Source organism: Streptomyces sp. NBC_01485 (assembly GCF_036227125.1).
Taxonomy (GTDB): Bacteria; Actinomycetota; Actinomycetes; order Streptomycetales; family Streptomycetaceae; genus Streptomyces.
Genome location: NZ_CP109435.1, coordinates 5,889,055 through 5,911,903, shown reverse-complemented (window position 1 = coordinate 5,911,903; position 22,849 = coordinate 5,889,055). Strand labels below are relative to the sequence as shown.

At 71.1% G+C, this 22,849-nt stretch carries 22 protein-coding genes; 8 read left to right on the top strand and 14 right to left on the bottom strand.

Annotated elements, in window-relative coordinates:
• Nucleotides 1-2: 2 nt before the first annotated feature.
• The 5 genes from OG352_RS26830 to OG352_RS26810 all read right to left on the bottom strand — a co-directional run bounded on the left by OG352_RS26830 (nucleotide 3) and on the right by OG352_RS26810 (nucleotide 7,251).
• Nucleotides 3-956 carry an ABC transporter substrate-binding protein gene (locus OG352_RS26830; protein WP_329220378.1) on the bottom strand — a complete coding sequence of 318 codons (954 nt, stop codon included), beginning with the start codon at nucleotides 954-956 and terminating at the stop codon, nucleotides 3-5.
• Nucleotide 957: 1 nt separating this feature from the next.
• On the bottom strand, nucleotides 958-2,928 hold the full coding sequence (locus tag OG352_RS26825; RefSeq protein ID WP_329220376.1) for an ABC transporter permease: 1,971 nt from the start codon (nucleotides 2,926-2,928) through the stop codon (nucleotides 958-960).
• Complete coding sequence (locus tag OG352_RS26820) at nucleotides 2,928-4,079, bottom strand: quaternary amine ABC transporter ATP-binding protein (protein WP_329220375.1); 1,152 nt, start codon at nucleotides 4,077-4,079, stop codon at nucleotides 2,928-2,930. Before OG352_RS26820 ends, OG352_RS26825 begins: the two co-directional genes overlap by 1 nt.
• Nucleotides 4,079-5,632 carry a GMC family oxidoreductase gene (locus OG352_RS26815; protein WP_329220373.1) on the bottom strand — a complete coding sequence of 518 codons (1,554 nt, stop codon included), beginning with the start codon at nucleotides 5,630-5,632 and terminating at the stop codon, nucleotides 4,079-4,081. The genes OG352_RS26820 and OG352_RS26815 overlap by 1 nt, the downstream gene beginning before the upstream one ends.
• 74 nt (nucleotides 5,633-5,706) lie before the next feature.
• On the bottom strand, nucleotides 5,707-7,251 hold the full coding sequence (locus tag OG352_RS26810) for an aldehyde dehydrogenase family protein (RefSeq protein ID WP_329220372.1): 1,545 nt from the start codon (nucleotides 7,249-7,251) through the stop codon (nucleotides 5,707-5,709).
• Between the two features lie 322 nt (nucleotides 7,252-7,573).
• Between OG352_RS26810 and OG352_RS26805 the strand changes: the two genes are divergently transcribed.
• A complete protein-coding gene (locus tag OG352_RS26805; protein WP_329220371.1) occupies nucleotides 7,574-8,167 on the top strand; it encodes a hypothetical protein in 594 nt (197 codons plus the stop codon).
• 83 nt (nucleotides 8,168-8,250) lie between these two features.
• Here the strand turns inward: OG352_RS26805 and OG352_RS26800 are convergent, their stop codons facing one another.
• The 5 genes from OG352_RS26800 to OG352_RS26780 all read right to left on the bottom strand — a co-directional run bounded on the left by OG352_RS26800 (nucleotide 8,251) and on the right by OG352_RS26780 (nucleotide 13,528).
• Nucleotides 8,251-9,432, bottom strand: a complete 1,182-nt coding sequence (locus OG352_RS26800) for a DUF5954 family protein (RefSeq protein ID WP_329220369.1) — start codon at nucleotides 9,430-9,432, stop codon at nucleotides 8,251-8,253.
• 166 nt (nucleotides 9,433-9,598) lie between these two features.
• Nucleotides 9,599-10,588: a malate dehydrogenase gene (locus tag OG352_RS26795; protein ID WP_329220367.1), complete on the bottom strand. Its 990-nt coding sequence runs from the start codon at nucleotides 10,586-10,588 to the stop codon at nucleotides 9,599-9,601.
• 310 nt (nucleotides 10,589-10,898) lie between these two features.
• Entirely contained in the window at nucleotides 10,899-11,879 is a 981-nt protein-coding gene (locus OG352_RS26790; RefSeq protein ID WP_329220366.1) for a helix-turn-helix domain-containing protein, read from the bottom strand.
• 205 nt (nucleotides 11,880-12,084) lie between these two features.
• Complete coding sequence (locus OG352_RS26785) at nucleotides 12,085-12,549, bottom strand: DUF3017 domain-containing protein (RefSeq protein WP_329223978.1); 465 nt, start codon at nucleotides 12,547-12,549, stop codon at nucleotides 12,085-12,087.
• A gap of 124 nt (nucleotides 12,550-12,673) precedes the next feature.
• Nucleotides 12,674-13,528, bottom strand: a complete 855-nt coding sequence (locus tag OG352_RS26780; protein WP_329220365.1) for a bifunctional methylenetetrahydrofolate dehydrogenase/methenyltetrahydrofolate cyclohydrolase — start codon at nucleotides 13,526-13,528, stop codon at nucleotides 12,674-12,676.
• 314 nt (nucleotides 13,529-13,842) lie between these two features.
• On the opposite strand from OG352_RS26780, the gene OG352_RS26775 reads away from it, so the two are divergent.
• From OG352_RS26775 to OG352_RS26755, 5 genes are all read left to right on the top strand, one after another.
• Nucleotides 13,843-14,505: a hypothetical protein gene (locus OG352_RS26775; RefSeq protein WP_329220363.1), complete on the top strand. Its 663-nt coding sequence runs from the start codon at nucleotides 13,843-13,845 to the stop codon at nucleotides 14,503-14,505.
• Nucleotides 14,506-14,746: 241 nt separating this feature from the next.
• On the top strand, nucleotides 14,747-15,448 hold the full coding sequence (locus OG352_RS26770) for an FHA domain-containing protein (RefSeq protein ID WP_329223977.1): 702 nt from the start codon (nucleotides 14,747-14,749) through the stop codon (nucleotides 15,446-15,448).
• Nucleotides 15,445-17,046, top strand: a complete 1,602-nt coding sequence (locus OG352_RS26765; RefSeq protein WP_329220362.1) for a protein kinase domain-containing protein — start codon at nucleotides 15,445-15,447, stop codon at nucleotides 17,044-17,046. The genes OG352_RS26770 and OG352_RS26765 overlap by 4 nt, the downstream gene beginning before the upstream one ends.
• A 155-nt stretch (nucleotides 17,047-17,201) precedes the next feature.
• Entirely contained in the window at nucleotides 17,202-18,149 is a 948-nt protein-coding gene (locus OG352_RS26760) for a hypothetical protein (RefSeq protein WP_329220361.1), read from the top strand.
• Between the two features lie 36 nt (nucleotides 18,150-18,185).
• Nucleotides 18,186-18,659, top strand: coding sequence for a hypothetical protein (locus OG352_RS26755; protein ID WP_329220359.1), 474 nt, complete (start codon nucleotides 18,186-18,188; stop codon nucleotides 18,657-18,659).
• 22 nt (nucleotides 18,660-18,681) lie between these two features.
• On the opposite strand, the gene OG352_RS26750 is transcribed toward OG352_RS26755, so the two are convergent.
• Together OG352_RS26750 and OG352_RS26745 are read right to left on the bottom strand one after the other, a co-directional pair.
• Nucleotides 18,682-18,894 (bottom strand): DUF397 domain-containing protein, encoded by a 213-nt coding sequence (locus OG352_RS26750; RefSeq protein WP_329220357.1) that lies wholly within the window; start codon nucleotides 18,892-18,894, stop codon nucleotides 18,682-18,684.
• Entirely contained in the window at nucleotides 18,872-19,726 is an 855-nt protein-coding gene (locus OG352_RS26745; protein ID WP_329220356.1) for a helix-turn-helix domain-containing protein, read from the bottom strand. Before OG352_RS26745 ends, OG352_RS26750 begins: the two co-directional genes overlap by 23 nt.
• A gap of 116 nt (nucleotides 19,727-19,842) precedes the next feature.
• On the opposite strand from OG352_RS26745, the gene OG352_RS26740 reads away from it, so the two are divergent.
• Both OG352_RS26740 and OG352_RS26735 read left to right on the top strand, forming a co-directional pair.
• Nucleotides 19,843-20,067 carry a hypothetical protein gene (locus tag OG352_RS26740; RefSeq protein ID WP_329220354.1) on the top strand — a complete coding sequence of 75 codons (225 nt, stop codon included), beginning with the start codon at nucleotides 19,843-19,845 and terminating at the stop codon, nucleotides 20,065-20,067.
• Nucleotides 20,064-20,432: an ATP-binding protein gene (locus OG352_RS26735; RefSeq protein ID WP_329220352.1), complete on the top strand. Its 369-nt coding sequence runs from the start codon at nucleotides 20,064-20,066 to the stop codon at nucleotides 20,430-20,432. The genes OG352_RS26740 and OG352_RS26735 overlap by 4 nt, the downstream gene beginning before the upstream one ends.
• A gap of 72 nt (nucleotides 20,433-20,504) precedes the next feature.
• Here OG352_RS26735 and purH read toward each other — a convergent pair whose 3' ends face one another.
• Together purH and purN are read right to left on the bottom strand one after the other, a co-directional pair.
• Nucleotides 20,505-22,100 (bottom strand): bifunctional phosphoribosylaminoimidazolecarboxamide formyltransferase/IMP cyclohydrolase, encoded by a 1,596-nt coding sequence (gene purH, locus OG352_RS26730; protein ID WP_329220351.1) that lies wholly within the window; start codon nucleotides 22,098-22,100, stop codon nucleotides 20,505-20,507.
• Complete coding sequence (gene purN / locus OG352_RS26725) at nucleotides 22,097-22,756, bottom strand: phosphoribosylglycinamide formyltransferase (protein WP_443072343.1); 660 nt, start codon at nucleotides 22,754-22,756, stop codon at nucleotides 22,097-22,099. The genes purH and purN overlap by 4 nt, the downstream gene beginning before the upstream one ends.
• Between the last annotated feature and the right edge of the window lie 93 nt (nucleotides 22,757-22,849).

The following is a 22,849-nucleotide window of genomic DNA, read 5'->3' as shown; positions in this document are numbered from 1 at the left end:
GACTATAGCCACTTCTTCCATGTGGACGCGTGCGAGTCCACCCACTTTTCCGACGCCTGCTCCGGGGTCAGTTTCTGGTCGGCGATCATCAGGGAGACCTCGTTCTGGTCCTCCGTCGTCCACCTGAACTTCTTCAGGAAGGCCGCCGCCTTGCCGCCGTCCTTCGCGAAGTCCGCGTTGAGGTACTTCTGCAGCGGGGTGTGCGGGTAGCCGCAGGTCACCTTCGCCGGGTCGGCGTCGCAGCCCTCCTTGTAGGCCGGGAGCTTCACCTCCGTCATCGGGACCTTCTTCAGCAGCCACTGCGGGGCGTACCAGTACGTCAGGAAGGGCTTCCTCTCCTTGGCGAACCGGCGGATCTGGGTGATCTGCGCGGCCTCCGAACCGGCGAACACGACCTGGTAGTCCAGGTTCAGGTTGTCCACCAGGGCCTTGTCGTTGGTGACGTAGGACGGGGAGCCGTCCATGAGCTGACCCTTGCCGCCGCTCTCGGCGGTGCGGAACTGCGACGCGTACTTGTTGAGGTTCTTCCAGTTCGTGACGTCGGGGTGCTGCTTGGCGAAGTACGTGGGGACGTACCAGCCGATGTGCCCGGTGACGCCGAGTTCGCCGCCGCGCGCGATCGTCTTCTTGTCGTCGACGTACCGCTTCTCCTGGTCGGGGTGGCCCCAGTCCTCCAGGATCGCGTCGACCCGGCCCTGGCTGAGCGCGTCCCAGGCGGGGATCTCGTCGACCTGCACGGTGTCGACGCGGTAGCCGAGCTTGTGCTCCAGGAGGTACTGGGCCACGGCGACGTTGGACTGCGCGCCCACCCAGGACTGGACGGAGAGGGTCACCGTCTTCGTGCCCCGGGCGTTCGCGAAGGGGGACGCCTGCTTGGTCATGTCGGCGGCGCCGCAGCCGGTCAGCAGGACGAGGGACGCCGTCACGGCCACCGGACAGGTCATACGAACTCGCATGTCACGCTCCCTTCTTCGTGCGCCGGTCGGCGGGCTGGGTCACCCGGTCGAGCATCAGGCCGAGGCAGACGATCGCGGCGCCGGCCACCAGACCGGTCGCCAGGTCGCCCTGGGCGAGCCCGAAGACGGCCTCGTAGCCGAGCGCGCCGCCGCCGACCAGGCCGCCGATGATGACGACGGCGAGGACGAGGACCACGCCCTGGTTCACGGCGAGCAGCAACGCTGGTCGGGCGAGCGGGAGTTGGACCTGACGCAGTTGCTGCGCGCCGGTCGCGCCGAGGGACCGGGCCGACTCCATCGCCGCCGGGTCGACCTGCCGCAGGCCCTGCGTGGTGATGCGTACGACGGCGGGCAGCGCGTACACGACGGCCGCCGCGACGGCGGGGGCGCGCCCGACGCCGAACAGGGCGACGACCGGGATCAGGTACACGAACTGCGGCATCGTCTGGAACACGTCCAGGACGGGGCGCAGCAGCCGTTCGACGCGGTCGCTGCGGGCGGCGGCGATACCGGTCGCGAAGCCCAGGACGAGGGTGACGGCGACCGCGGCCAGCACCTGGGACAGGGTGTCCAGGGACGGTTCCCACACGCCGAGCACACCGGTCGCGGCGAGCGCGAGGACGGCGGTCAGCGCGGTGCGCCAAGTGCCGATCGGCCAGGCGATCGCGGCGACCAGCAGCAGCACCGCCCACCAGGGCAGCCCCTGGAGGCCGTCCCGTACGGGGTCGAGGACCCAGGTAGTGAAACGGCCGGCCCAGTCGGCGGTGCCGCCGACGACGGGCACCCCGGAGTAGAGGTGGTCGGTCATCCAGCCGACGGCGTCGTTGACCGGGGCGGCGATGGGCACCGTCCAGGCGTCGGGCCAGTCGAGCCGGCCGGCCACGCGTCCGGTGAGGGCCACGGCCACGGCGGCGGCACCGGCGTACGCCCACGCGGTCCACCGGGCGGGGCCGTCACCTCCGCCGCTCCCGTAGCTGCCGTCGCTCCCGTCACCGGCGGCCGCCGTGACGCGGTCCAGGACGACCGCGAGCAGCACGATCGGGATGCCGGCGGCGAGGGCCGCGCCCACGTCGACCGAGGCCAGAGCCTGGTAGACGCGGTCGCCGAGGCCGCCCGCGCCGATCACCGACGCGATGACCGCCATCGACAGCGCCATCATGATCGTCTGGTTGAGGCCGAGCAGGAGTTCCTTGCGGGCCAGCGGGATCCGGGCGGTCAGCAGGCGCTGGCGCGCGGTCGCGCCCAGCGAGTCGACCGCCTCCAGGACCTCCTTGTCGGCGCCGCGCAGACCGAGCGCGGTGAGCCGGGCCATGGGCGGGGCGGCGTAGACGACGGTGGCCAGGACGGCCGCCGGGACGCCGATGCCGAAGACCAGCACGACCGGCAGGAGGTACGCGAAGGCGGGCAGCACCTGCATGGTGTCCAGGACCGGGCGCAGGGCGCGGTCGAGGCGCTCGGAGAGCCCGCCGGCCAGGCCGAGCAGCACGCCCACGACGACCGACGCGAGGACGGCGACGACCATCAGGGCGAGCGTCTGCATCGTCGGCACCCACATGCCGAGCAGGCCGCAGGCCAGGAACGCGGCCGCCGTGCCGAGCGCGAGCCGCACCCCGGCCACCCGCCAGGCGATCAGCGCGCCCGCCGCCGTGACACCGGCCCAGCCGGCGCCGAGCAGCACCAGGTAGACGGCGCGCACGGAGAGGACGACGCCGTTGCTGAGGTGGCCGAAGAAGTAGAGGAACAGGGGGTGGCTGTCGCGGTTGTCGATGATCCAGTCGCTGGCGCCGGTGAGGGGTTTGGTGAGGTCGACGGTGAGCGTAGCGGGCCAACTCCCGCTGGACCAACGGGCGTTGGCCAACGGTACGAGGACGGCGGCGGCGAGCGCGAGGAGCAGCAGCTTGCGGACCGCCTGGTGCCGGAGGAAGCCGGGCAGGGCGGCGAGCCGGGGCGCGGGGGTGGTCAGCGTGGCCATCAGACCGCCTCCTTGGGGAGCTCCTTCGTGGAGACCGCCTCCTTGGGGAGCGCCGTTCCGGCGTCGGCGGGGAGCTCCGTTCCGGCCACCACGTCGAGCAGTCGTTCCTGGTCTACGACGCCCAGACAGCGGCCGTCCGCCACGACACAGGCGGGCCTGCCGCTGCGGGCGACGACCTTGATCGCCTCGGCGACCACCGCGTCCGCCGCGAGGGAGCCGGTGTGGTCCGGGCCGCCGCAGCCACCGGGCCGCATGACCCTGCGCACCGTCAGCACGTGCTCGCGCGGGACGTCCCGGACGAACTCGCGGACGTAGTCGTCGGCCGGGGAGCCCACGATCTCCTCGGGGGTGCCCAACTGCACCACCCGCCCGTCGCGCATCAGGGCGATGCGGTCGCCCAGTTTCAGCGCCTCGCTGAGGTCGTGCGTGATGAAGACCATCGTGCGGCCCTTCTCGCGGTGCAGCCGGACCACCTCCTCCTGCATGTCACGCCGGATGAGCGGGTCGAGCGCGCTGAACGGCTCGTCGAACAGGAGGACTTCCGGGTCGGCGGCCAACGCCCGTGCCAGGCCCACCCGTTGCCGCTGGCCACCGGAGAGCTGGGCGGGCCTGCGCTGCTCCATGCCGTCCAGGCCGACCTTCGCGACGACCTCCTTGGCGCGCGCCCGCCGCTCGGCGCGGCCCATGCCCTGGATCTCCAGGCCGTACGCCACGTTGTCGAGGACCGTGCGGTGCGGGAGGAGGCCGAAGTGCTGGAAGACCATCGCGGCGCGGTGCCGGCGCAGTTCGCGCAGCCGGGTGCGGTCCATCGCGCGGACGTCCTCACCGTCGACGGCGATCGTGCCGGCCGTCGGCTCGATCAGCCGGGTCAGACAGCGCACGAGGGTGGACTTACCGGAGCCGGACAGCCCCATCACGACGAAGACCTCACCCTTGCGGACGTCGAAGGAGACGTCCCGGACGGCGGCCGTGCAGCCGGTGCGGGAGCGGAGCTCGGCGGGGGCCAGCCCAGCCAACTCGGGCTCGGCGGGGACCTGTTCGGCCTTGGGCCCGAAGACCTTCCAGAGCCCGTTCACCGAAAAGACGGGCAGGGCCGAATCGGTCGAACCAGTCGGACCAGTCGAACTCGTCGAATCAGCACTCGTACTCATCACGCACCACTTCCGATCAGATCCACGGCCCGCTCGGCGACCATCAGCACGCCGATCATCGGGTTCACGGCGGGCATGGTCGGGAAGACGGAGGCATCGGCGATCCGGATGCCGTCCAGGCCCCGGATGCGCAACTTCGGGTCGACAACGGCCAGTTGGTCGTCTGCGGCCCCCATCCGGCAGGTCCCCGCCGGGTGGTACACGGTGTGCGCGACCTTGCGGGCGTACTCGCTGAGCTCCGCGTCGCCCGTGATGTGCGGGCCGGGGGCCACCTCGCGCTTGAGCCAGCCGGCGAGCGGCTCGGTCCGCGCGATCTCGCGGGCGATGCGGATCCCGTCGACGAGAGTGCGGCCGTCGTGGTCGTCCTCGTCGGTGAAGTAGCGGAAGTCGAGGGCGGGCTTCACGGACGGGTCGGCGCTCTCCAGATAAAGCCGCCCACGAGACTTCGGCTTGGGGATGTTGGGGGTCAACGAGACGCCGTGCGGCGGGCGTTCGTAGCCCAGGCGCTCCGGGTTGTCGGTGAAGGGGACCTGGTAGAAGTGGAACATCAGGTCGGGTCCCGCGTGTTCGGGATCGCGGCGCACGAACAGACCGGCGTCGGAGTCCATCGCGGAGTTCTCCGGGAGCGGCCCGTGGGTCTCCCAGACGATCACCGACTCGGGGTGGTCGAGGAGGTTCTCGCCGACGCCGGGCAGGTCGTGGACGACGGGGATGCCGAGCGCGTCCAGGTCGGCCTTCGGCCCGATGCCGGAGTGCAGGAGCAGCCGGGGCGAGTCGACGGCTCCCGCGCACAGCACGACCTCGCGGCGGGCCCGTACGAGGATCTCCTCGCCGTCCTTCGTGCGGACGTGCACGCCCCGCGCCCGGGTTCCGGCCAGCTCCAGCCGGTACGCCCAGGTCTCCAGCAGGATCGTCAGGTTGGGCCGCTCGTCCAGCACCGGGTGCAGGTAGGCCACCGACGCGCTGGAGCGCTTGTTGGTCTCGGGGTGGTAGGCGAGGTCGAAGAAGCCGACGCCGTCGGTGAACGGCTGCCGGTTGAAGCCCTCGATACGGGGAACCCCGATCGCCTCCTGCGCCGCCTCGACGAAGTCGCGGGCGATGGCGTTCCAGTCCTTCTCGTCGACCGGGACGATGTTGTTCAGCAGGCGCGCGTAGTACTCCTCCATCGGGACCGCGCCCCAGCCCTCGGCGCCGGCCGCCTCCCACTCGTCGAAGTCGGAGGGCAGCGGCTTGAACGCGATGAGCGTGTTGTGGGAGGAACAGCCGCCCAGGACGCGGGCGCGGCTGTGCCGGATGTGGGAGTTGCCGCGCGGCTGCTCGGTGGTCGGGTAGTCGTAGTCGAGCTCGCCGCCGAGCAGGCCCATCCAGCGGCGCAGGGTGAGGACGTCGTCCCGGCCGACGTCGCTGGGGCCGCCCTCGATGACGGCGACGGTGGTGTCGGGGTTCTCGGTCAGCCGCGAGGCGATGACGGAACCGGCGGTTCCACCTCCGACGACGACGTAGTCGTATTCGCGGTCGCGGTCGCGGTCGTAGACATGGGTGTTCTCGGACATGGGGGTACTCCAGGGGCGTGCGAAAGTCTTCCGGGGGAGCGGGGTCGGCGGGAGGCGACGGGAGGCGACGGAACTCAGCCGGCGAACCAGCGCACCGGCCTCGGCGCGAGGTTCTGATACACGTGCTTGGTCTCGCGGTACTCGGCGAGCCCGGCGGGGCCGAGTTCGCGGCCCACCCCGCTCTTCCCGAAGCCGCCCCACTCCGCCTGCGGCAGGTAGGGGTGGAAGTCGTTGATCCAGACGGTGCCGTGGCGCAGCCGGCCGGCGACCCGCCGCGCCCGGCCCGCGTCGGCGGTCCAGACGGCGCCCGCGAGGCCGTACTCGGTGTCGTTGGCGAGCGCGACGGCCTCGTCCTCGGTGCGGAAGGTCTCGACGGTGAGGACCGGCCCGAAGACCTCCTCCCGCACGACCCGCATCTCGCGGTGGCAGTGGTCGAGGACGGTCGGCTCGTAGAAGTAGCCGGACTCCGGGCGGTGCGGGGCGGGCTGCGGACGCGTGCCGCCGGCCCGCAGCACCGCGCCCTCCGCGAGCGCGGAGGCGACGTACGCCTCGGTCCTGGCGCGCTGCTGCCCGGAGACGAGCGGCCCGCACTCGACGCCGTCCTCGGTGCCGCGCCCCAGCCGGATCAGGCCTGCCCGGCGGGCGAGTTCGGCGACGAAACGGTCGCGTACGGACTCCTCGACGATGAGCCGGGAGCCCGCCGAGCAGACCTGCCCGCTGTGGATGAAGGCGGCGTTGAGGGCCTGGTCGACGGCGGTGTCGAAGCCGTCGTCGGTGGCACAGGCGTCGGCGAAGACCACGTTGGGGTTCTTGCCGCCGAGTTCGAGCGCCACCTTCTTGACGGTCGGGGCGGCCGCCTGAGCGACCTTCGTGCCGCTGGCCAGGCCGCCGGTGAAGGAGACGAGGCCGACGTCGGGATGCTCGGCGAGCCGGGCGCCGACGGTGTGCCCGGGCCCGGTGACGATGCCCGCCACCCCGGCGGGCAGCCCGGCCTCGACGAGCAGGTCGATCAGCGCGATCGTCGTCAGCGGGGTGATCTCGCTCGGCTTGACGACGAAGGTGTTACCGGCGGCAAGGGCGGGCGCGATCTTCCAACTGGCCTGGAGCAGCGGGTAGTTCCAGGGCGTGATCAGCGCACAGACACCGACCGGTTCATGGACGACGACGCTGTGGACGTCGGCCGTGCCCGCGTCCACGACCCGCCCCGGGGCCTCGGCGACGACGAGCCCGGCGAAGTAGCGAAAGGCGTCGGCGACGCAGTCGATGTCCACCCGGCCCTCTTCGAGCGTCTTGCCCGCGTCCCGGCTCTCCAGCAGCCCGAGCCGTTCGCGATCGCGTACGAGGAGGTCGGCGACGCGGTGCAGCAGGGCGGCGCGTTCGACGACGGGGGTGCGCGGCCAGACGCCCGCGCCACCGCCGAAGGCGGCACGGGCGGCCGCGACCGCCAGATCGGTGTCCTTCTCGTCCCCCTCGGCGACCACGGCGAAGGGCCTGCCGTCGGCGGGGTCGAGGATCTCCCGGGTGGCGCCGGAGACGGCTTCCAGCCACTCGCCGTCCACGTGAATCGTCCGATGCTCCCGCTGCTCCCGCTGCTGCGGCTGTTCCGTCCTGTCGGCCATGATCGGTATTGCCTTCCGTTCCTGTTCAGTCCCCCTGTGTCACCCGCAGGGCACTCTCGGGGACCGCGGTCACCTGCCCCCACCCTCCGGTTGCATGCGCAATCCATGGCCGAAAGTGCGCCGCGTCACTGAAAATGCGGACATACGGGAGGAAGCGTTCACCGATGTTCGCGCGGCGGGGCCCCCGACCTCTGAGGTGGAGTGGTGTGCAAATCGTGAACAAACCTGGTCGGTATTGCGTACCGATGAGTCGTGTTTTAGACATATGGGTGATCAAGATGTTCACAGTTAGCGCATAAGTGAAAGGACGGCTTCCGTCCACATGAAACCCCCCACCAACAGACTCAAGAAGTCGCTGCGCGGCGCGCTCGCCGTCACCGTCGCCGGGCTCGCCGCGGTGCTGCCCATGGCCGGGAGCGCGAGCGCCTCGCCGTGGGCCGGCCACGCGCACCGTACGGTCGTCACGGCCGACGGCGAGAGCTTCCGGCTGCGGCTGGCCGCCACCCCCACCGTGCTGCCCGCAGCCGGCGGCACCGTGCAGGTCAAGGGCGCCGGGTACAACCGGGCGCAGGGCGTCTTCCTGGCGTTCTGCGTGATCCCCGACGGCGTCCGGGTCGGCGATCCCCGCACGTACACCACGCTGCCCGGCCCCTGCCTCGGCGGCCGTGCGGCCGAGGACGGGTCCTCACGCCGGATCACCGACACCGGCACCGGCACGCCCGGGATCACGATTCCGTACGGGAGCGGCGGCTCGTTCGACACGACGCTGAACCTCAGGCCCGAGATCTCGGACGGCGTCGTCTGCGGTGAGACCGTGCGCTGCGCGATCGTCACGCGCGCCGACTTCACGGCCACCGCCGAGCGGTCCTACGACCAGTACATCCCGGTCCACTTCAAGCCCGCCGCCGGTTACTAGGCGCCAAGGCACACCCCGCTCGGGTCGGCGGCGGCCCGGCCCACACCAGGACCGGGCCGCCCCCTCCCACGCGACGCCGGAGCCTAACGCCCCCGCTCGCTCTGCTGCTGCTTCTGCTGCTGCTGTCCCTGCTGCTGCTGCTTCTGTTGTTTCTGTTGCTGCTTCTGCTTCTCGCGTCGGTCCCGCTCCGCCTCGAAGAGCCGCAGGTACTCCTGGGCCCGTTCGCTGAGTTCGGTCGGCCCGTCGTCGTCCTCTTCCTCCTCCAACAGCCCCTCCTCCTTGAGCTGCCGGGTCTGGACCTCGACGGGCGGCTCGGGGTCGAAGTCGGAGGGACGGGGCCCCTCGGGGCCGTCGGGGCCGATGCGCACGAGCCGTTCGACGCGGGTGACGCGGTAGCGGACGCCGTCCACGGTGAGGACGTTGGAGCGGGTCTCGTCGAGCCGGTCGGCCAGCCGGGCGAACTCCGCGCGCTTCTCCTCGTCGAGCCGGAGGCTGAACGGCCCCTGGACCCGCAGCCACCCCGCGAGCGAGTCACGGGCCCCCTGCGGCGTGGCGTAGGAGCAACCGGGGTTGAAGGACAGCCAATGGCCGTCCTCCCGCTCGGAGATCATGAACACCGCCGGGAGGAGCACCCCGCCGGGGTACTCGGTCCGGGCCCGCCGGGAGTCCTCCACGACGTCCCGCGGGGAGTCGCCCAAGACGCCCGCGAACTCCAGGAGTTGCAGCTTCAGCAGGCTGTCCGAGAGCCCCGCGCCGGTGTACGGGTCGATGACGAACCCCTGGTCCGTCGCGCCCTCCATGTCCGCGTCGCCCACCTCCACCGTGTCCCGGTCGGACGGGCGGGGCGGCTCGGGCCCGTTCGGCCCCATCCGCAGGAAGCGGCAGGTCCGGATGATCCGGAAGCGTTCGCCGCGCACCCGGACGTCGTTCACCACCTCCCGGTCCATCCGCAGCGCCGCCGCCGTCCACTTGCGCCGCGCGGTCTCTTCACCGGCGTCCTCGGCGTCCTTCGCCCGCATCCGGAAGTGGTGGCCGAGCGAGTCCCGGGAGCCCTGCGGGGTGCCGCTGCCGTAGCCGAGGATCTCCCAGCCGCCCGTCTCGCACTCGCGCGCGTGGAAGAACTCCGGCAGGCCGAGGCCCATCACCTCCGGATAGCGTTTCGTCGCCTCCCACGCCTCCTGCTCGGCGAAGGCCGCGATCGGACCCTCCTGGGCCGTCACGCGGAACGTGAGATAGGCCGGTGTCACGTCTCGGTAATCGGTCACGTACGGACCGTGCCCAGGGCGGGCCGCGGATAGACCCGCGGCAACCATCCGATTTCCCTACGACGAACGCACCGATCCCCGGGTGGCCGCGGTGACGGCTGCCCGGGGATCAGGGAGTCGGGGGTCTGCTGAACTCGGACGAGACTCGACTCGGACGAGATCGAACTCAGATGAGGCCGAGCGCGCGGACCGCGTCGCGCTCCTCCGCGAGCTCCTGCACCGACGCGTCGATACGGGCGCGGGAGAACTCGTTGACGTCCAGGCCCTGGACGATCTCGTAGACGCCGTCCTTCGTGGTGACCGGGAAGGACGAGATGAGGCCCTCGGGGACGCCGTACGAACCGTCCGACGGGATGCCCATGGAGGCCCAGTCGCCGTCGGCCGTGCCGTTGACCCACGTGTGGACGTGGTCGATGGCCGCGTTGGCGGCGGAGGCGGCCGAGGACGCGCCGCGCGCCTCGATGATGGCCGCACCGCGCTTGGCGACGGTCGGGATGAAGTCCTCGGCGAGCCACTTCTCGTCGCCGACGACCTCGGCCGCGTTCTTGCCGGCGATCGTGGCGTGGAAGATGTCCGGGTACTGGGTCGCCGAGTGGTTGCCCCAGATGGTCAGCCGCTTGATGTCGGCGACCGTCGAGCCCGTCTTCTTCGCGAGCTGGGTCAGCGCGCGGTTGTGGTCGAGGCGGGTCATCGCGGTGAAACGCTCGGCCGGTACGTCGGGCGCGGCGGCCTGCGCGATGAGCGCGTTGGTGTTGGCCGGGTTGCCGACGACGAGGACCTTGATGTCGTCCGCCGCGTTGTCGTTGATGGCCTTGCCCTGCGGCTTGAAGATGCCGCCGTTGGCCTCCAGGAGGTCACCGCGCTCCATGCCCTTGGTGCGGGGTCGGGCGCCGACGAGGAGGGCGACGTTGGTGCCGGCGAAGGCGACGTTCGGGTCGTCCGTGATGTCGATGCCCTGAAGCAGCGGGAAGGCGCAGTCGTCGAGCTCCATCGCGGTGCCCTCGGCGGCCTTCAGCGCCGGGGTGATCTCCAGCAGGCGCAGCTTGACCGGCACGTCCGCGCCGAGCAACTGGCCGGAGGCGATGCGGAAGAGCAGGGCGTAACCGATCTGGCCGGCCGCGCCGGTGACGGTGACGTTCACGGGAGTGCGGGTCATTGCGTTCTCCGTATGACAGCAGTCGGTGGGGCGTCCCTGCCCCGGGTGGGACGTACAAATGATCGATCTCTTGGTATCAAGAGATCGATCCAGCGGTCAGGCTACCGCGCATCCGGGATGCCGGACGCCCGGGGTTGTGTGGCCCGGCCCACAGAACGGCGGCCGCCCGGTCCGGGAGGGGGAAGGACCGAGCGGCCGCCGTGGTGGGGGGCCGACCGTGCCGGACTCCCGTGGGGGTACGGTTCGCGTGCCCCGGCCGGACGGGACTATTCCTGGCCCGCCGCCACTTTTTTTACGAAGTACCACGGCGCTACGGCGTGCACCCCTGCTGCCCGGACGCCAGCACCGCGCACGCCGTCGCGTCCGCCGCGTTCCGCACCGCCACCATCGGCGTGTACGCGATCGTGTCGCCGGCGACCGTGATGGCGCCGGTCTGCCGCACCGCCCCGACGGTCACCCGCACCCCGTCCCCCGGCGCGGCCTGCGTGATCCTGCCCCAGGCCGCCCCGCAGGTTCTGCTGTAGCGGACCTCGACCAGGACCGCCCCGACCGTCGCGCTCTTCGACGTCTCCACGAGGTCGCCGCTGCACCCCATCGCCTCCGCGTCCCGGCCCGTGCAGCCGGAGCCGCCGCACAGCACCCCGGAGGGCAGGACGGTCGTCGAACTGGCCGACGGGGAAGGCGACTTGACGGTTCCCACCGCCTGCTTCGGATCCCCGCCGTCGGTCAGCAGGAACGCCCCCACGACGACGATCACCACCCCCACCACCCCGGCGAGAAAGAACGCCACCCGCCCCGGACCGGCACCGGAGGAACCGGAACCAGAACCGGAACCGGAACCGCTGGGCGAACCCTGCGACGACGGCACCGACGGCGGCATCGTCGGCGACACCCCCGCCGGTCCGGCGACACCCGGGGTCACCGCGACCCGCGCCTCGGCCTCGTCCCGCACCTCGGGCGGCGGCGGCCCGAACTCCCCCAGCGCGGCCCGCGCCTGGGCGATCCGGACGGCCTCCATGGTCCGGTCGTGCCGCATCTCCGAACGGCTCCAGGCGCGTTCGGCCAGCTCCCACATGGTGGTCAGATGGATGGGCGGCGTGCCGGTGACCTCGGCCAGCGCGACGATCGCGCCCTTGGGCGCGAGCAGCCGCCCGTCGAGGTAACGCTCCCAGGACGTCTTGCTGTAGCCCGTACGGTCGGCCACCGCCGCCAGACTCAGTCCCGTACGGTCCACGATCCGCCGCAACTGCTCGGCGAACTCCCTTACCTGCGGGTCGAGTTCATCGGGCAAGGCCCTCCAGCGAGGCATCGAACCCCCCTCCCTCCGCCAAGTCCCCCCGTGGTCACGTTAGACCCGACGCGAAGACGATTCAGGACACATACCCGAACTATCAACGTATCGACACGACGAGCCCACATCGACCGAAGACGCCAAGGATGCCAAGGATGCCAAGGATGACGAGGACGCCGTAGACGACGAGGATGCCGAGGGGGAGTCAGCCGCTGACCGTGAAGTGCAGGGTGTCCTTCAGGACCGGGATCTGCAGCAACGGGTCGGGCTGGGCCATCAGCGACAGCAGGACGATCGCGGTGCCCAGCACACCGTAGGTCGCGATGTCGGTGAAGCGGGAGCGGACGGCGAGCATGCCGACGCCGGGCAGCAGCCAGCGCAGGACCGCGCCGACCAGCAGTCCGACGCCGATCAGGATCGTGCCGATCCGGAACACGTCGAGCGCGGTCACCAGCAGACCGAGCGCGACGATGCCCAGGACGGCGATGATCGGCCACTGCCGGGAGGTGAAGGCGTCGCCGGGTCCGGCCCGGCCGGCGCCCTCGGGGCGCGCGGTGTCCCGGGTGAACTTCGGGAAGCGGCGGGTGGTACGGCGCGGCACTCCGCGCGCGTCCGGCGCGCTGACCGGGTCCCGCACCTCGATCTCGTCCTTGTCAGCCACATCGCCCATGCCGGCCACACCGTCCCTGTCAGCCACGTCGTCCCTGTCCTCGGCCTTACCGGAGGCGCCATCCGCCTTACCGGAGGCGCCATCCGCCTTGCCGACGGCGTCCTCGGCCTTGCCTTGGGTGCCGTCAGCCGACACTGCGCTCCGCCGCCTCGACCACGTTGACGAGCAGTTGGGCACGGGTCATCGGGCCGACGCCGCCCGGGTTCGGGGAGATCCAGCCGGCCACCTCGCGGACGTCCGGGTGGACGTCGCCCACGATCTTCCCCTCCGCGTTGCGGGACACTCCGACGTCGAGGACGGCCGCCCCCGGCTTGACGTCCTCGGCCCGGACCAGATGGGCGGAACCGGCGGCGGCGACGATGACGTCGGCCCGCTTCAGGTGCGCCGAGAGGTCCCGGGTGCCGGTGTGGCACTGGGTCACCGTCGCGTTCTCGCTGCGCCGGGTCAGCAGCAGCGGCATCGGACGCCCGATGGTCACACCGCGGCCGACGACCACCACCTCCGCGCCCTTGATCCCGACGCCGTACCGGCGCAGCAGCGTGAGCACGCCGTTGGGGGTGCAGGGCAGCGGCGCGGGCTCGCCCAGGACCAGCCTGCCGAGGTTCATCGGGTGCAGGCCGTCGGCGTCCTTGGCCGGGTCCATGAGCTCCAGGATCCGGTTCTCGTCGATGCCCTTGGGCAGCGGGAGCTGGACGATGTAGCCGGTGCAGGTGGGGTCGTCGTTCAGCTCGCGGACGACCGCCTCGATCTCCTCCTGGGAGGCCGTGGCGGGCAGCTCGCGCTGGATGGAGGCGATGCCGACCTCGGCGCAGTCGCGGTGCTTGCCGGCGACGTACTTCTGGCTGCCGGGGTCGGCGCCGACGAGGATCGTGCCGAGGCCGGGCGTCACGCCCTTCTCCTTCAGCGCCGCCACGCGGGCGGTCAGATCGGACTTGATCTCGGCTGCGGTGGCCTTGCCATCGAGAATCTGGGCGGTCATGGTCCCATCATCCCGGATGACGGCCCCCCGGTTCCAATCCGGATCAAATCCGGATCCCATCCGGGTGACACCGTAAGGGGGCAGGGCACCGGCCTGACATGACCCGGCCTGTCCGTACGTGATCGATGATGTTGCACTTGCACAACACCTCGGGAATGCAGCGGAATGCGGCTGGACAACAAACCGGCCATTGCAGAACGATTGAGGCCACAGTGCCGCGGGCAGTACCGGGGGGACGACCGCATCTGTAGACCTTCCCCGAACCAGGCCGCCCGTCGTCCCCGCACTCGAGTGCACACGGAGGAAGGACCGCCATGAGTTTCGGCGACCCGAACAACCCCTACGGCCCGCCGCCCCAGCAGCCGCAGCAACCCCCGACCGCTCCGGGCTACGGCTACCCGCAGCAGCCCCCGGCGCCGGTCGGCCCGCCCCCGCCGCAGGGCTACGGATTCCCGCAGCAGCCCGGCTACCCCCAGCAACCCGGATACCCGGGTTACCCGGGGGGCAACGCGCTGCCGCAGACCATGCCCGGTCTGATGGTCACCGCGCGCGTCCTGCTCTACATCGTGGCGGGCGTCCAGATCCTGGCCGGTCTCTTCGCCGTCTTCGGCGCCGCCACGATCAACGACGTGTCCAACTCGGGCGAGGACACCTTCGGCAGCAACGGCTTCTCCGACATCGGCCACGCCGGGGCCGGCATCATCTTCTTCATCGCGGTGCTGTTCCTCGGCCTCTCCGCGCTGTCGATCACGCTGGGCGTCAAGTTCACCCGCGGCGGCCAGGGCATCCGCATCACCACGATGATCTACGGCATCCTCGGCGCCCTCTTCGGCGTCATCATCCTGATCAGCGCGGCCAGCGCGAGCTCCTCCGCCGCCCTGGTGTCGGCGCTGCTGTGGATGGGCTTCGGGGGCACCATGGCGGCGGCGATGATCGCCCCGTCCGGCGCGGCCTGGTTCAACCGCCCGCGGTACTGACGGCGCTGCCGACAAAGATCAGCGGAACGGCGCATTCTGGCCATTCCTCGACGGGGCCGTGTCACGACGTGACACGGCCCCGTCCCGTCGCCCACCCTGATGCCGTAAAGGGCAGGTGGGGACGGGGTGACACACCGTGTACAGCATCATCGTCGTACCTCCGGTATCTCCAGTACCTCAGGTATCTCCGGTACCTCAGGTCCAGCGGGAGGACGGACGCGGCGGCCACGAGTCCGGGCGGCTGCGGCTCGCCCCCGGTGAGCGGCTGACCTTCGGACGGTCGGCGCGGGCCAACGACCTGGAGATCCCGCACGAGGGCGTCTCCCGGCGGGCCGGGGAGATCACCGCGCAGGGCGCGTTCTGGATACTGAGCAATTTCAGCCGCGACCAGACATACGTCGTGGAGAACCCTGAGGGCGCCGGCGAGCACATCAAGGTCGCGCCCGGACGGCTGGACGCGCCCGTCCCCTTCGAGTTCGCCCGGATCGTGCTGCCCGCGGCGGGCGACCTGCTGACGTTCGAGGTGTGGGCGCCGCGCCACGACTACCTGGGCACGGCGTCGGGCCTGGACGGCGCGCCCACGGCGCCCGCGTTCTCCCTGGACCGGGGCAAGCGGTACTTCGCGGTCCTGGCCGCGCTGTGCGAACCCCGGCTGCGCGGCGCGCCGCACGCCCCGCTGCCGACCGTCGACCAGGTCGTCGCGCGGCTGCGTCCGGGCTGGCCCGCCGCCTCCCGTACGTCCGTGCAGTGGAACATCGACTACCTCGCCGTGAAACTGCGCCTCAAGCCCGGCCCCGACACCGCGGACCCGGGACCGAGGCTCAACGGCAAGAAGGAGTCCCTGGTGTCCATGGCGCTCCGCTTCGACCTGGTGCGCGAGGACGACCTCGCCGTCCTGGCGGCGGCCACGCCCACCCCCGTCGACCGGACGGCGGTGCGGTGACCGAGCCCGAGCCGTACGCCGTCCGGGTGCCCAGGGGCTACCGGGTGGGCGGCTGGGAGGTGCGGGAGCCGATCGCGACCGGCGCGTTCGGCAGCGTGTACGCGGCCCGGCGTCATCCTCCCGACAACGATGCCCACGCAGACGTACCGGACGCGTCCGATGTACCCGTGACGGCCGCCCTCAAGTTCCTTCCCACCGGCACCCGTACCCCCCGCCAGCTCACCCATCTGCGTGAACTCGCTGAGCGCGAGGTGGAGTTGCTGAGCCGGCTCAGCAGCCCGCGCCTCATCCGCCTCTACGAGACCCTCACCGTGGACGACCCGTCCCGACCCGAACTCGACGGCGCCACCGTGCTGGTGCTGGAGAAGGCCGACGACTCGCTGTCGGCGCTGCTGAAACGCGCCGCCGCGCCCACGGCCGGTCCGGCGCTGCTCGCCCAAGTCTGCGCCGGGCTGGCCCAGTTGCACGGGGCGGGCTGGGTGCACGGGGACCTCAAGCCGGCCAACGTCCTGCTGATGAAGGACGGTTCGGCCCGGCTCGCCGACTTCAACATGGCCGCCGAACTCGAAGGCACCCACGCCTACACGCCCGCCTTCTCCACCCCCGACTACACCCCGCCCGAGCTGCTGTGGGCCGAGATCGGCGAACGGGGCCGCCGGATCCGCCCGTCCGCCGACGTCTGGGCCTTCGGCGTCCTCGCCCACCTCGTCCTCACCGGCTCCTTCCCGCTGCCCGGCGGCACCCCGACGGCCCGCCGCGACGCGGCCGTCGCCTACGCGCGCGGCACCGCCGAACTGCGTCTGTCGCCCGAACTCCCGGCCCCCTGGCGGGAGATCGTCGGCGCCTGCCTGGCCCGCACGCACGCCGACCGGATCGGCACGGAGGACCTGCTGCGCCGGGTGGAGACGGTCACCGGCACGACGACGCCGTCCAGCCGCCGCCCGTCCCGTCGTCGTACGACCGTCCTGGCCGGCGCGCTCACGGCCGTCGCCCTGGCGGCCCTCGGCTACGGCGTCAGCGCCTGGACGGGCGGCGGTGACTCCGGAAACTCCGGCGACGGCAAAACGGGCGGTGCAGGCGGCGCGAGTGTCACGGCGGACACCACCGCGCAGTACGGCGCCGTGGAGCTGCGCACCGACAAGGGCGTACCGGCCGCGTACCGGCTGCTGATCGTCGAGACGGCGCGGGACTGCCGTCAGTCGTCCGTCACCGCCTCCCTGATCGCCGCCATGCTGAAGGTGGAGAGCGACTTCGATCCCGGCCTCTCCGACCCCGCCCGGAACGAGTACGGCATCGCCCGCTGGACCCCGAGCGTGCTGCGCTGGTGGATGAACGCCGACGGCACCCCCGGCGAGACCGTCCCGTCGCCGCCCTTCCCGCCGGCCGAGTCCATCCCGGCGATGGGCCGCTACCTGTGCTGGATCGCGCCGCGCCTGAACGACCAACTCCCCGGCGACCGGCGCGTATTGGTCGCCGTCGCCTACCGCACCTCGTGGGACAACGTGAACAAGGCGGGCGGCGTCCCCCCGAAGAACCGCGACTACGCGACCCGGATCGCCCACTACCTCAAGGAGTACACGCCCCCCGGCCGGACGTGACCCTGAGAAGTCCGAGGTACCGCCGCCCGCCGTTTCCCGCCACCGTGGTTGCACGCCGGGCGTTGTCCGGCCCCCTCGGGGGTGGGCCGGACACCGTCCGGTCTCCACCCACGGGACTACGGGACTACGGGACTACGGACGACGGGGGTACGACCATGCAGCGGGCGCTCGCCGCACTGTGCACGATCGCGGCGCTCACGGCGGCCACGGCGGTGACCGGCTGCTCTCAGGACAGCCAGAGCACCAAGGCCTCGGGGTCCTCTGACGGCGCGGCCCGGCCGCAGCCGCTGACCTGGCAGCAGGAACTCCGCCTCTCCGACGCCGAGCAGCGCCTCACCTCCCGGTGCATGAAGCGGCACGGCTTCACGTACGGGGAGGACCGTGGCCTGACCCTGCGCGAGAGCATGCCGGTGCGGTTCGTGCAGGACGACGTGGCGTGGGCGCGGACGTACGGGTACGGCGGCCGGATCGACGCCGAGCAGGAGCAGGTACGGCTGCACAACCCCATCGCCGCCTACCGGCAGGGCCTGTCCGCCGAACGCCGTGCCGCCTTCGACAAGGCGCTCGACGGCGGCAACGGCAGCGGGAGCGACGTCCAGGTGGTCTCGGCCGAGCTGCCCGGCAGCAACCGGGAGGTGCGTAAACGCCTCGGCGGCTGCACGGCGGAGGCGGAGAAGACCCTCTACGGCGACCCCGGCGACTGGTTCCGCGCGGCCAAGACCGCCACCGGCCTGAACGCGCTGTACGCCGCCGACCTGATGCGCGACCGGCAACTGACCACCGCCGTGGCCGCCTGGTCCCGGTGCATGAAGAAGTCCGGCCTGACCTACCCGGACCCGCAGGCGGCCCGTGACGCGATGCGCGAGAACACCGCGCGGCTGGGAACGGCCGGCGCCGACAAGGCGTTCGCGACCGAACGGACGACCGCGGTCGCCGACGCCACATGCGCCCGCACGACCTCCCTGAAGTCGGTGGCCGCGGCCCGCGAAACCCACTACGTCGACCGGCTACCGACCCGGTACGGCAAGGCGCTCGACACCTACCGGCGCCTCCAGCACCAGGCGTACGACCGAGCGGTGCAGATCGTGCCGCAACGCGCCTGAAGCAGGCGAGCAGTTCACGAAACGAGGGGAACCATCATGCGCAAGTTCGCCATCACGGCGGCCGTCATCGGCCTGACCGCGCTCGGGCTGACCGTGCCCGCGACGACCGCCCAGGCGGCCGACACGGGTGTCCAGGCCACGGGCTGCAACAACAAGTGGCCGGGCCGCAACGGCAACGTCTACGCCTGGGACGGCTACGACTGCCAGGGCGCGCTGCTCGGCCAGACCGCCGGCGACGACCCGGACTGGAACGCCGCCGGCGGCGGTTTCGCGGGCGCCTGGGACAGGGCGTCGTCCGTCATGAACGCCGGCTACACCGGCGGCCGGGACGTCGTCCAGTTCTGGTTCTGGCAGAACTACGAGGAGACGTACACCTGTCTCTCGCCCAACGAGTACTTCGCAGACAACCTGTCCGACAACTCGTTCAACGGTGGCCGCCCCATCGTCGACAACAACATCCGCTCCCACCGCTGGGTGACCGCAAGCGCGTGCGCGACCTGGCTGACCTGAGCCACGCGGCGCGCTGACTCCCCTACTCCTTCAACCCGCTGAGAAACGCGGCCCAGGCCCCCGCCGGGAAGACGACGGCGGGGCCTTGGGGGTTCTTGGAGTCGCGGACGGGGATGACGGGAATGACACCGGGGAAGTTGTCAGCTACTTCGACACAGTCGGAGCCCAGCTCATCGCTGTAGCTGCTCTTGCGCCAGGCGGCGGAGTTCAGGTCAAGCCTCTTGCTGGGCTTCATCTCTGTAGGTCCTCGCTGCTTCTTCGATCAGGGCAAGGGACGTCTCTGGTGCGAGTGCGACGGCCCTGAGCAGATCGTACGACCTCCGGTACTGGTCCACGAGGGACGGAAAGTCCACGATCTGCCCGTCGAAATTGGCTTCCGTCCACACCAGCGGCGGAGCCTCGGCGAAGGTCATGATCTTGGCCATGCCGTGACCGAGGGGATGCCAGCGGGTCGTTTCCGGAACGATCTGGAGAACGCTCTGCGAGGACCGGATCACGTCGAGGATGTGCTCCAACTGCTGGGCCATCTCCGCCGGTGGAAGGGGTGTGTGCCGGATGACCGACTCCCGCACGATGCCCCAGTAGGTGGGTCGATCCGCGCGTTTCCACAGTTCCCCCCGCGCCACCCGGGCACGGACACGGTCCTCGACCAACTCTGGCGGCGTGAAGGGTGCCCCGTACCGAATGAGGCCCCGCATGTAATTCCCGGTTTGAAGTAGCCCCGGAATGACATTGGGCCCCCACTCCTCCAGCGTCTTCGCCTGCTTCTCCAGGTCCGGCACGTCCTGGAAGTGCAGCGGATGCCCCGAGTTCCGCGCCTTGGCCGCGTCTTCACACCGCCGCTCGAAAAAGCCGTCCGTGTCCAGCTTCTGGTCCACGTGCCGGGCGAGATCCACCGGCATCCGCCGCTCGCCGCGCTCGATCTGGCTGAGGAACGAGATCCCCCGGAAGCTTCCCTCGGCCAACTGCTCCAGAGTCAGTCCCGCTTGCTCCCTCTTGTAGCGCAACTCAGCGCCGTAAAAGGAGGGGACACTCGCCGAAGCGTCAGGGTCCTTCTTCGCGGGCACAACCCACCACCGCCGTTTCCCAAGTTGCCGTGCGCACCTGAAACCTCTTTTACGGTACGACGCCGAATGCCAGTCTGTGAGCGATTCATCACAGAACGCACACGGAGGCATCCCCCATGACCCCCCACCCCGGCACCAACACAGGCACCGACACCGAGACCGCCGTCGCGGAACTCCGCGCCGCACTCGCGGCGAACGGCATCACGCTCCCCTCTCTCGGCGTCGACCTGCCGACCTTCGCGAGTACGTACTACGCGCAGCCCCTCGTCGCGCTCGGCAACTGCAACGCGGCCGCCGCCCGCGCCCTGACCGTCGTCCTGCGCAAGGCGGCCGACCGGTGAAACCGCTCGTGTTCGACCTGCTCGCGCTCCCGAAGGCGGTCCCCGAGGTCCGTCAGGCGGTGCGCGAGCATCTGGGCGGCGCGCCCTGCCCTGAAGCCCAGCTCTGCGTCAGTGAGTTGCTGACGAACGTGATCGCGCATGTCGGCGAGGGCACTCCGGTGACCGTCCGCGTGTTCCGCTCGCCGGGCGGCCGGACCCGGCTGGAGGTCACCGACCCCGACGCCCACTCCTGGCTCATCTCACGGCAGCCGGCCCCGGACGACGAGACCGGCCGGGGCCTGCTGCTGCTCGACGCGATCGCACACCGCTGGGGCGTGTGGCTGACACCGGCGGGCAAGACGGTGTGGTGCGAGCTGTACAGCTGAAAGGGGCGGCGGCCGTCTCCGGCCACCGCCCCCTACGTACACGTCAACTCAGTGTCAGTGTCAGTGTCAGTGTCAGTGGAAGAAGTGCCGCGTCCCGGTGAAGTACATCGTGACGCCTGCCTTCTTCGCGGCCTCGACGACCAGCTCGTCGCGGACCGAACCGCCGGGCTGGACCACGGCCTTGACGCCCGCCTCGACGAGGACTTCGAGCCCGTCCGGGAAGGGGAAGAAGGCGTCGGAGGCGGCGTACGCGCCCCGCGCCCGCTCCGCGCCGGCGCGCTCGACGGCCAGCTTCGCGCTGTCGACCCGGTTGACCTGGCCCATGCCGACGCCGACCGACGCGCCGTCCTTGGCGATCAGGATGGCGTTGGACTTGACGGCCCGGCACGCCTTCCAGGCGAAGGAGAGTTCCGCAAGCTCGGCCGGGCTGAGGGCCTCGCCGGTCGCGAGGGTCCAGGCGGCCGGGTCGTCGCCGTCGGCCTGGAGCCGGTCGGCGACCTGGAGCAGCGCGCCGCCGCCGATGGGCTTCAGCTCGACGGTGCTGGAAGGACCGGCGGGGGCCTTCAGCACGCGGATGTTCTTCTTCTTGGCGAGGGCTTCGAGGGCCCCCTCCTCGTAGTCCGGCGCGACGATGACCTCGGTGAAGATCTCCGCGACCTGCTCCGCCATCTCCTTGCTGACCGGCCGGTTCACGGCGATGACGCCGCCGAAGGCCGACAGCGGGTCACACGCGTGCGCCTTGCGGTGCGCCTCCGCGACGTCCGCGCCGACCGCGATCCCGCACGGGTTGGCGTGCTTGATGATCGCGACGGCCGGCTCGGCGTGGTCGTAGGCGGCACGGTGCGCGGCGTCCGTGTCCGTGTAGTTGTTGTACGACATCTCCTTGCCGTGCAACTGCTCGGCCTGCGCGAGACCGGCGCCACCGCCGTCGACGTAGAGCGCGGCGGGCTGGTGCGGGTTCTCGCCGTAACGGAGGGTGCTCTTGCGCTCCCAGGTGCCGCCGAGGAAGTCGGGGAACCTCGACTCGTCGACGGGCGCGTAGGAGGAGGCGAACCAGGAGGCGACGGCCACGTCGTAGGCGGCCGTGTGCTGGAAGGCCTCGGCGGCGAGCCGCTTGCGGGCGGCGAGGTCGAACCCGCCGTCCCGCACGGCCGCGAGGACGTCGCCGTACCGCGCGGGGCTGGTGACCACGGCCACCGACGGGTGGTTCTTGGCGGCGGCGCGCACCATGGACGGCCCGCCGATGTCGATCTGCTCGACGCACTCGTCCGCCGAGGCACCCGAGGCGACGGTCTCGCGGAACGGGTAGAGGTTGACGACGACCAGGTCGAACGGCTCGACGCCCAGCTCGGCGAGCTGCTCACGGTGGCTCTCCAGCCGCAGGTCGGCGAGGATGCCGGCGTGCACCTTGGGGTGCAGGGTCTTGACCCGGCCGTCCAGGCACTCGGGGAAGCCGGTGAGCTCCTCGACCTTGGTGACGGGGACGCCGGCGGCGGCGATACGGGAGGCGGTGGACCCGGTGGAGACGAGCTCGACGCCGCCTTCGTGCAGCCCGCGCGCGAGCTCTTCCAGACCGGTCTTGTCGTAGACGCTGACGAGCGCGCGACGGATGCCCCGCTTGCTGCTCGCAGCCGTGACAGTGCTGTTGCTGTCGCTGTCGGCGGTCACTGGATAACTACCTTTCGTCCCTCAATGCGATAGCCGTTGCGGGCGAGCCGCCCCACGACCTCGACGAGCAGCCTTCGCTCGACTTCCTTGATGCGCTCGTGCAGAGCGCTCTCGTCGTCCTCGTCCCGGACCTCGACCACGCCCTGGGCGATGATCGGTCCGGTGTCGACACCGTCGTCGACGAAGTGGACGGTGCAGCCGGTGACCCGAGCGCCGTACGCGAGCGCGTCCCGCACCCCGTGGGCCCCCGGAAAACTGGGCAGCAGGGCCGGGTGCGTGTTCACGACCCGCCCCCCGAACCGCGCCAGGAACTCTTTCCCCACGATCTTCATGAACCCGGCGGAGACGACGAGGTCGGGCTCGTGAGCGGCCACCGCCTCGGCGAGCGCGGCGTCCCACTCCTCCCGGGTGCCGAAGTCCTTGACCCGGCGGACGAACGTGGGAATCCCGGCCCGCTCGGCACGGGCGAGCCCCTCGACACCGTCCCGGTCGGCCCCGACGGCCACGATCTCAGCGCCGTAGGCCTCGACTCCGACGGCCGCGATGCCGTCGAGGAGAGCCTGCAGATTCGTACCGGATCCGGAGACCAGCACGACAAGGCGCTTGGCCACGGGCGGCTTGGCGGCCACGGTGGGGCCCTTTCTTCGGAGAAGCATGTTCGGAAAGCAAGTTCGGAGAAGCATGTGAAGTGTGAAGCCGGTCCGGCCGACTGCACATTCTTGTACGTTCTTGTACGTTCATACGAATGC

Excerpts from the sequence above, each read along its gene's own strand:
- OG352_RS26760 (WP_329220361.1), top strand. The coding sequence starts at position 17,202 with ATGCAGCGGGCGCTCGCCGCACTGTGCACGATCGCGGCGCTCACGGCG.
- OG352_RS26780 (WP_329220365.1), bottom strand. The coding sequence starts at position 13,528 with ATGACCGCCCAGATTCTCGATGGCAAGGCCACCGCAGCCGAGATCAAG.
- OG352_RS26755 (WP_329220359.1), top strand. The coding sequence starts at position 18,186 with ATGCGCAAGTTCGCCATCACGGCGGCCGTCATCGGCCTGACCGCGCTC.
- OG352_RS26820 (WP_329220375.1), bottom strand. The coding sequence starts at position 4,079 with ATGAGTACGAGTGCTGATTCGACGAGTTCGACTGGTCCGACTGGTTCG.
- OG352_RS26795 (WP_329220367.1), bottom strand. The coding sequence starts at position 10,588 with ATGACCCGCACTCCCGTGAACGTCACCGTCACCGGCGCGGCCGGCCAG.
- OG352_RS26830 (WP_329220378.1), bottom strand. The coding sequence starts at position 956 with ATGCGAGTTCGTATGACCTGTCCGGTGGCCGTGACGGCGTCCCTCGTC.
- OG352_RS26815 (WP_329220373.1), bottom strand. The coding sequence starts at position 5,632 with ATGTCCGAGAACACCCATGTCTACGACCGCGACCGCGACCGCGAATAC.
- OG352_RS26785 (WP_329223978.1), bottom strand. The coding sequence starts at position 12,549 with ATGGGCGATGTGGCTGACAAGGACGAGATCGAGGTGCGGGACCCGGTC.
- OG352_RS26775 (WP_329220363.1), top strand. The coding sequence starts at position 13,843 with ATGAGTTTCGGCGACCCGAACAACCCCTACGGCCCGCCGCCCCAGCAG.
- OG352_RS26740 (WP_329220354.1), top strand. The coding sequence starts at position 19,843 with ATGACCCCCCACCCCGGCACCAACACAGGCACCGACACCGAGACCGCC.
- OG352_RS26805 (WP_329220371.1), top strand. The coding sequence starts at position 7,574 with ATGAAACCCCCCACCAACAGACTCAAGAAGTCGCTGCGCGGCGCGCTC.
- OG352_RS26810 (WP_329220372.1), bottom strand. The coding sequence starts at position 7,251 with ATGGCCGACAGGACGGAACAGCCGCAGCAGCGGGAGCAGCGGGAGCAT.
- OG352_RS26825 (WP_329220376.1), bottom strand. The coding sequence starts at position 2,928 with ATGGCCACGCTGACCACCCCCGCGCCCCGGCTCGCCGCCCTGCCCGGC.
- OG352_RS26750 (WP_329220357.1), bottom strand. The coding sequence starts at position 18,894 with ATGAAGCCCAGCAAGAGGCTTGACCTGAACTCCGCCGCCTGGCGCAAG.
- purN (WP_443072343.1), bottom strand. The coding sequence starts at position 22,756 with ATGCTTCTCCGAAGAAAGGGCCCCACCGTGGCCGCCAAGCCGCCCGTG.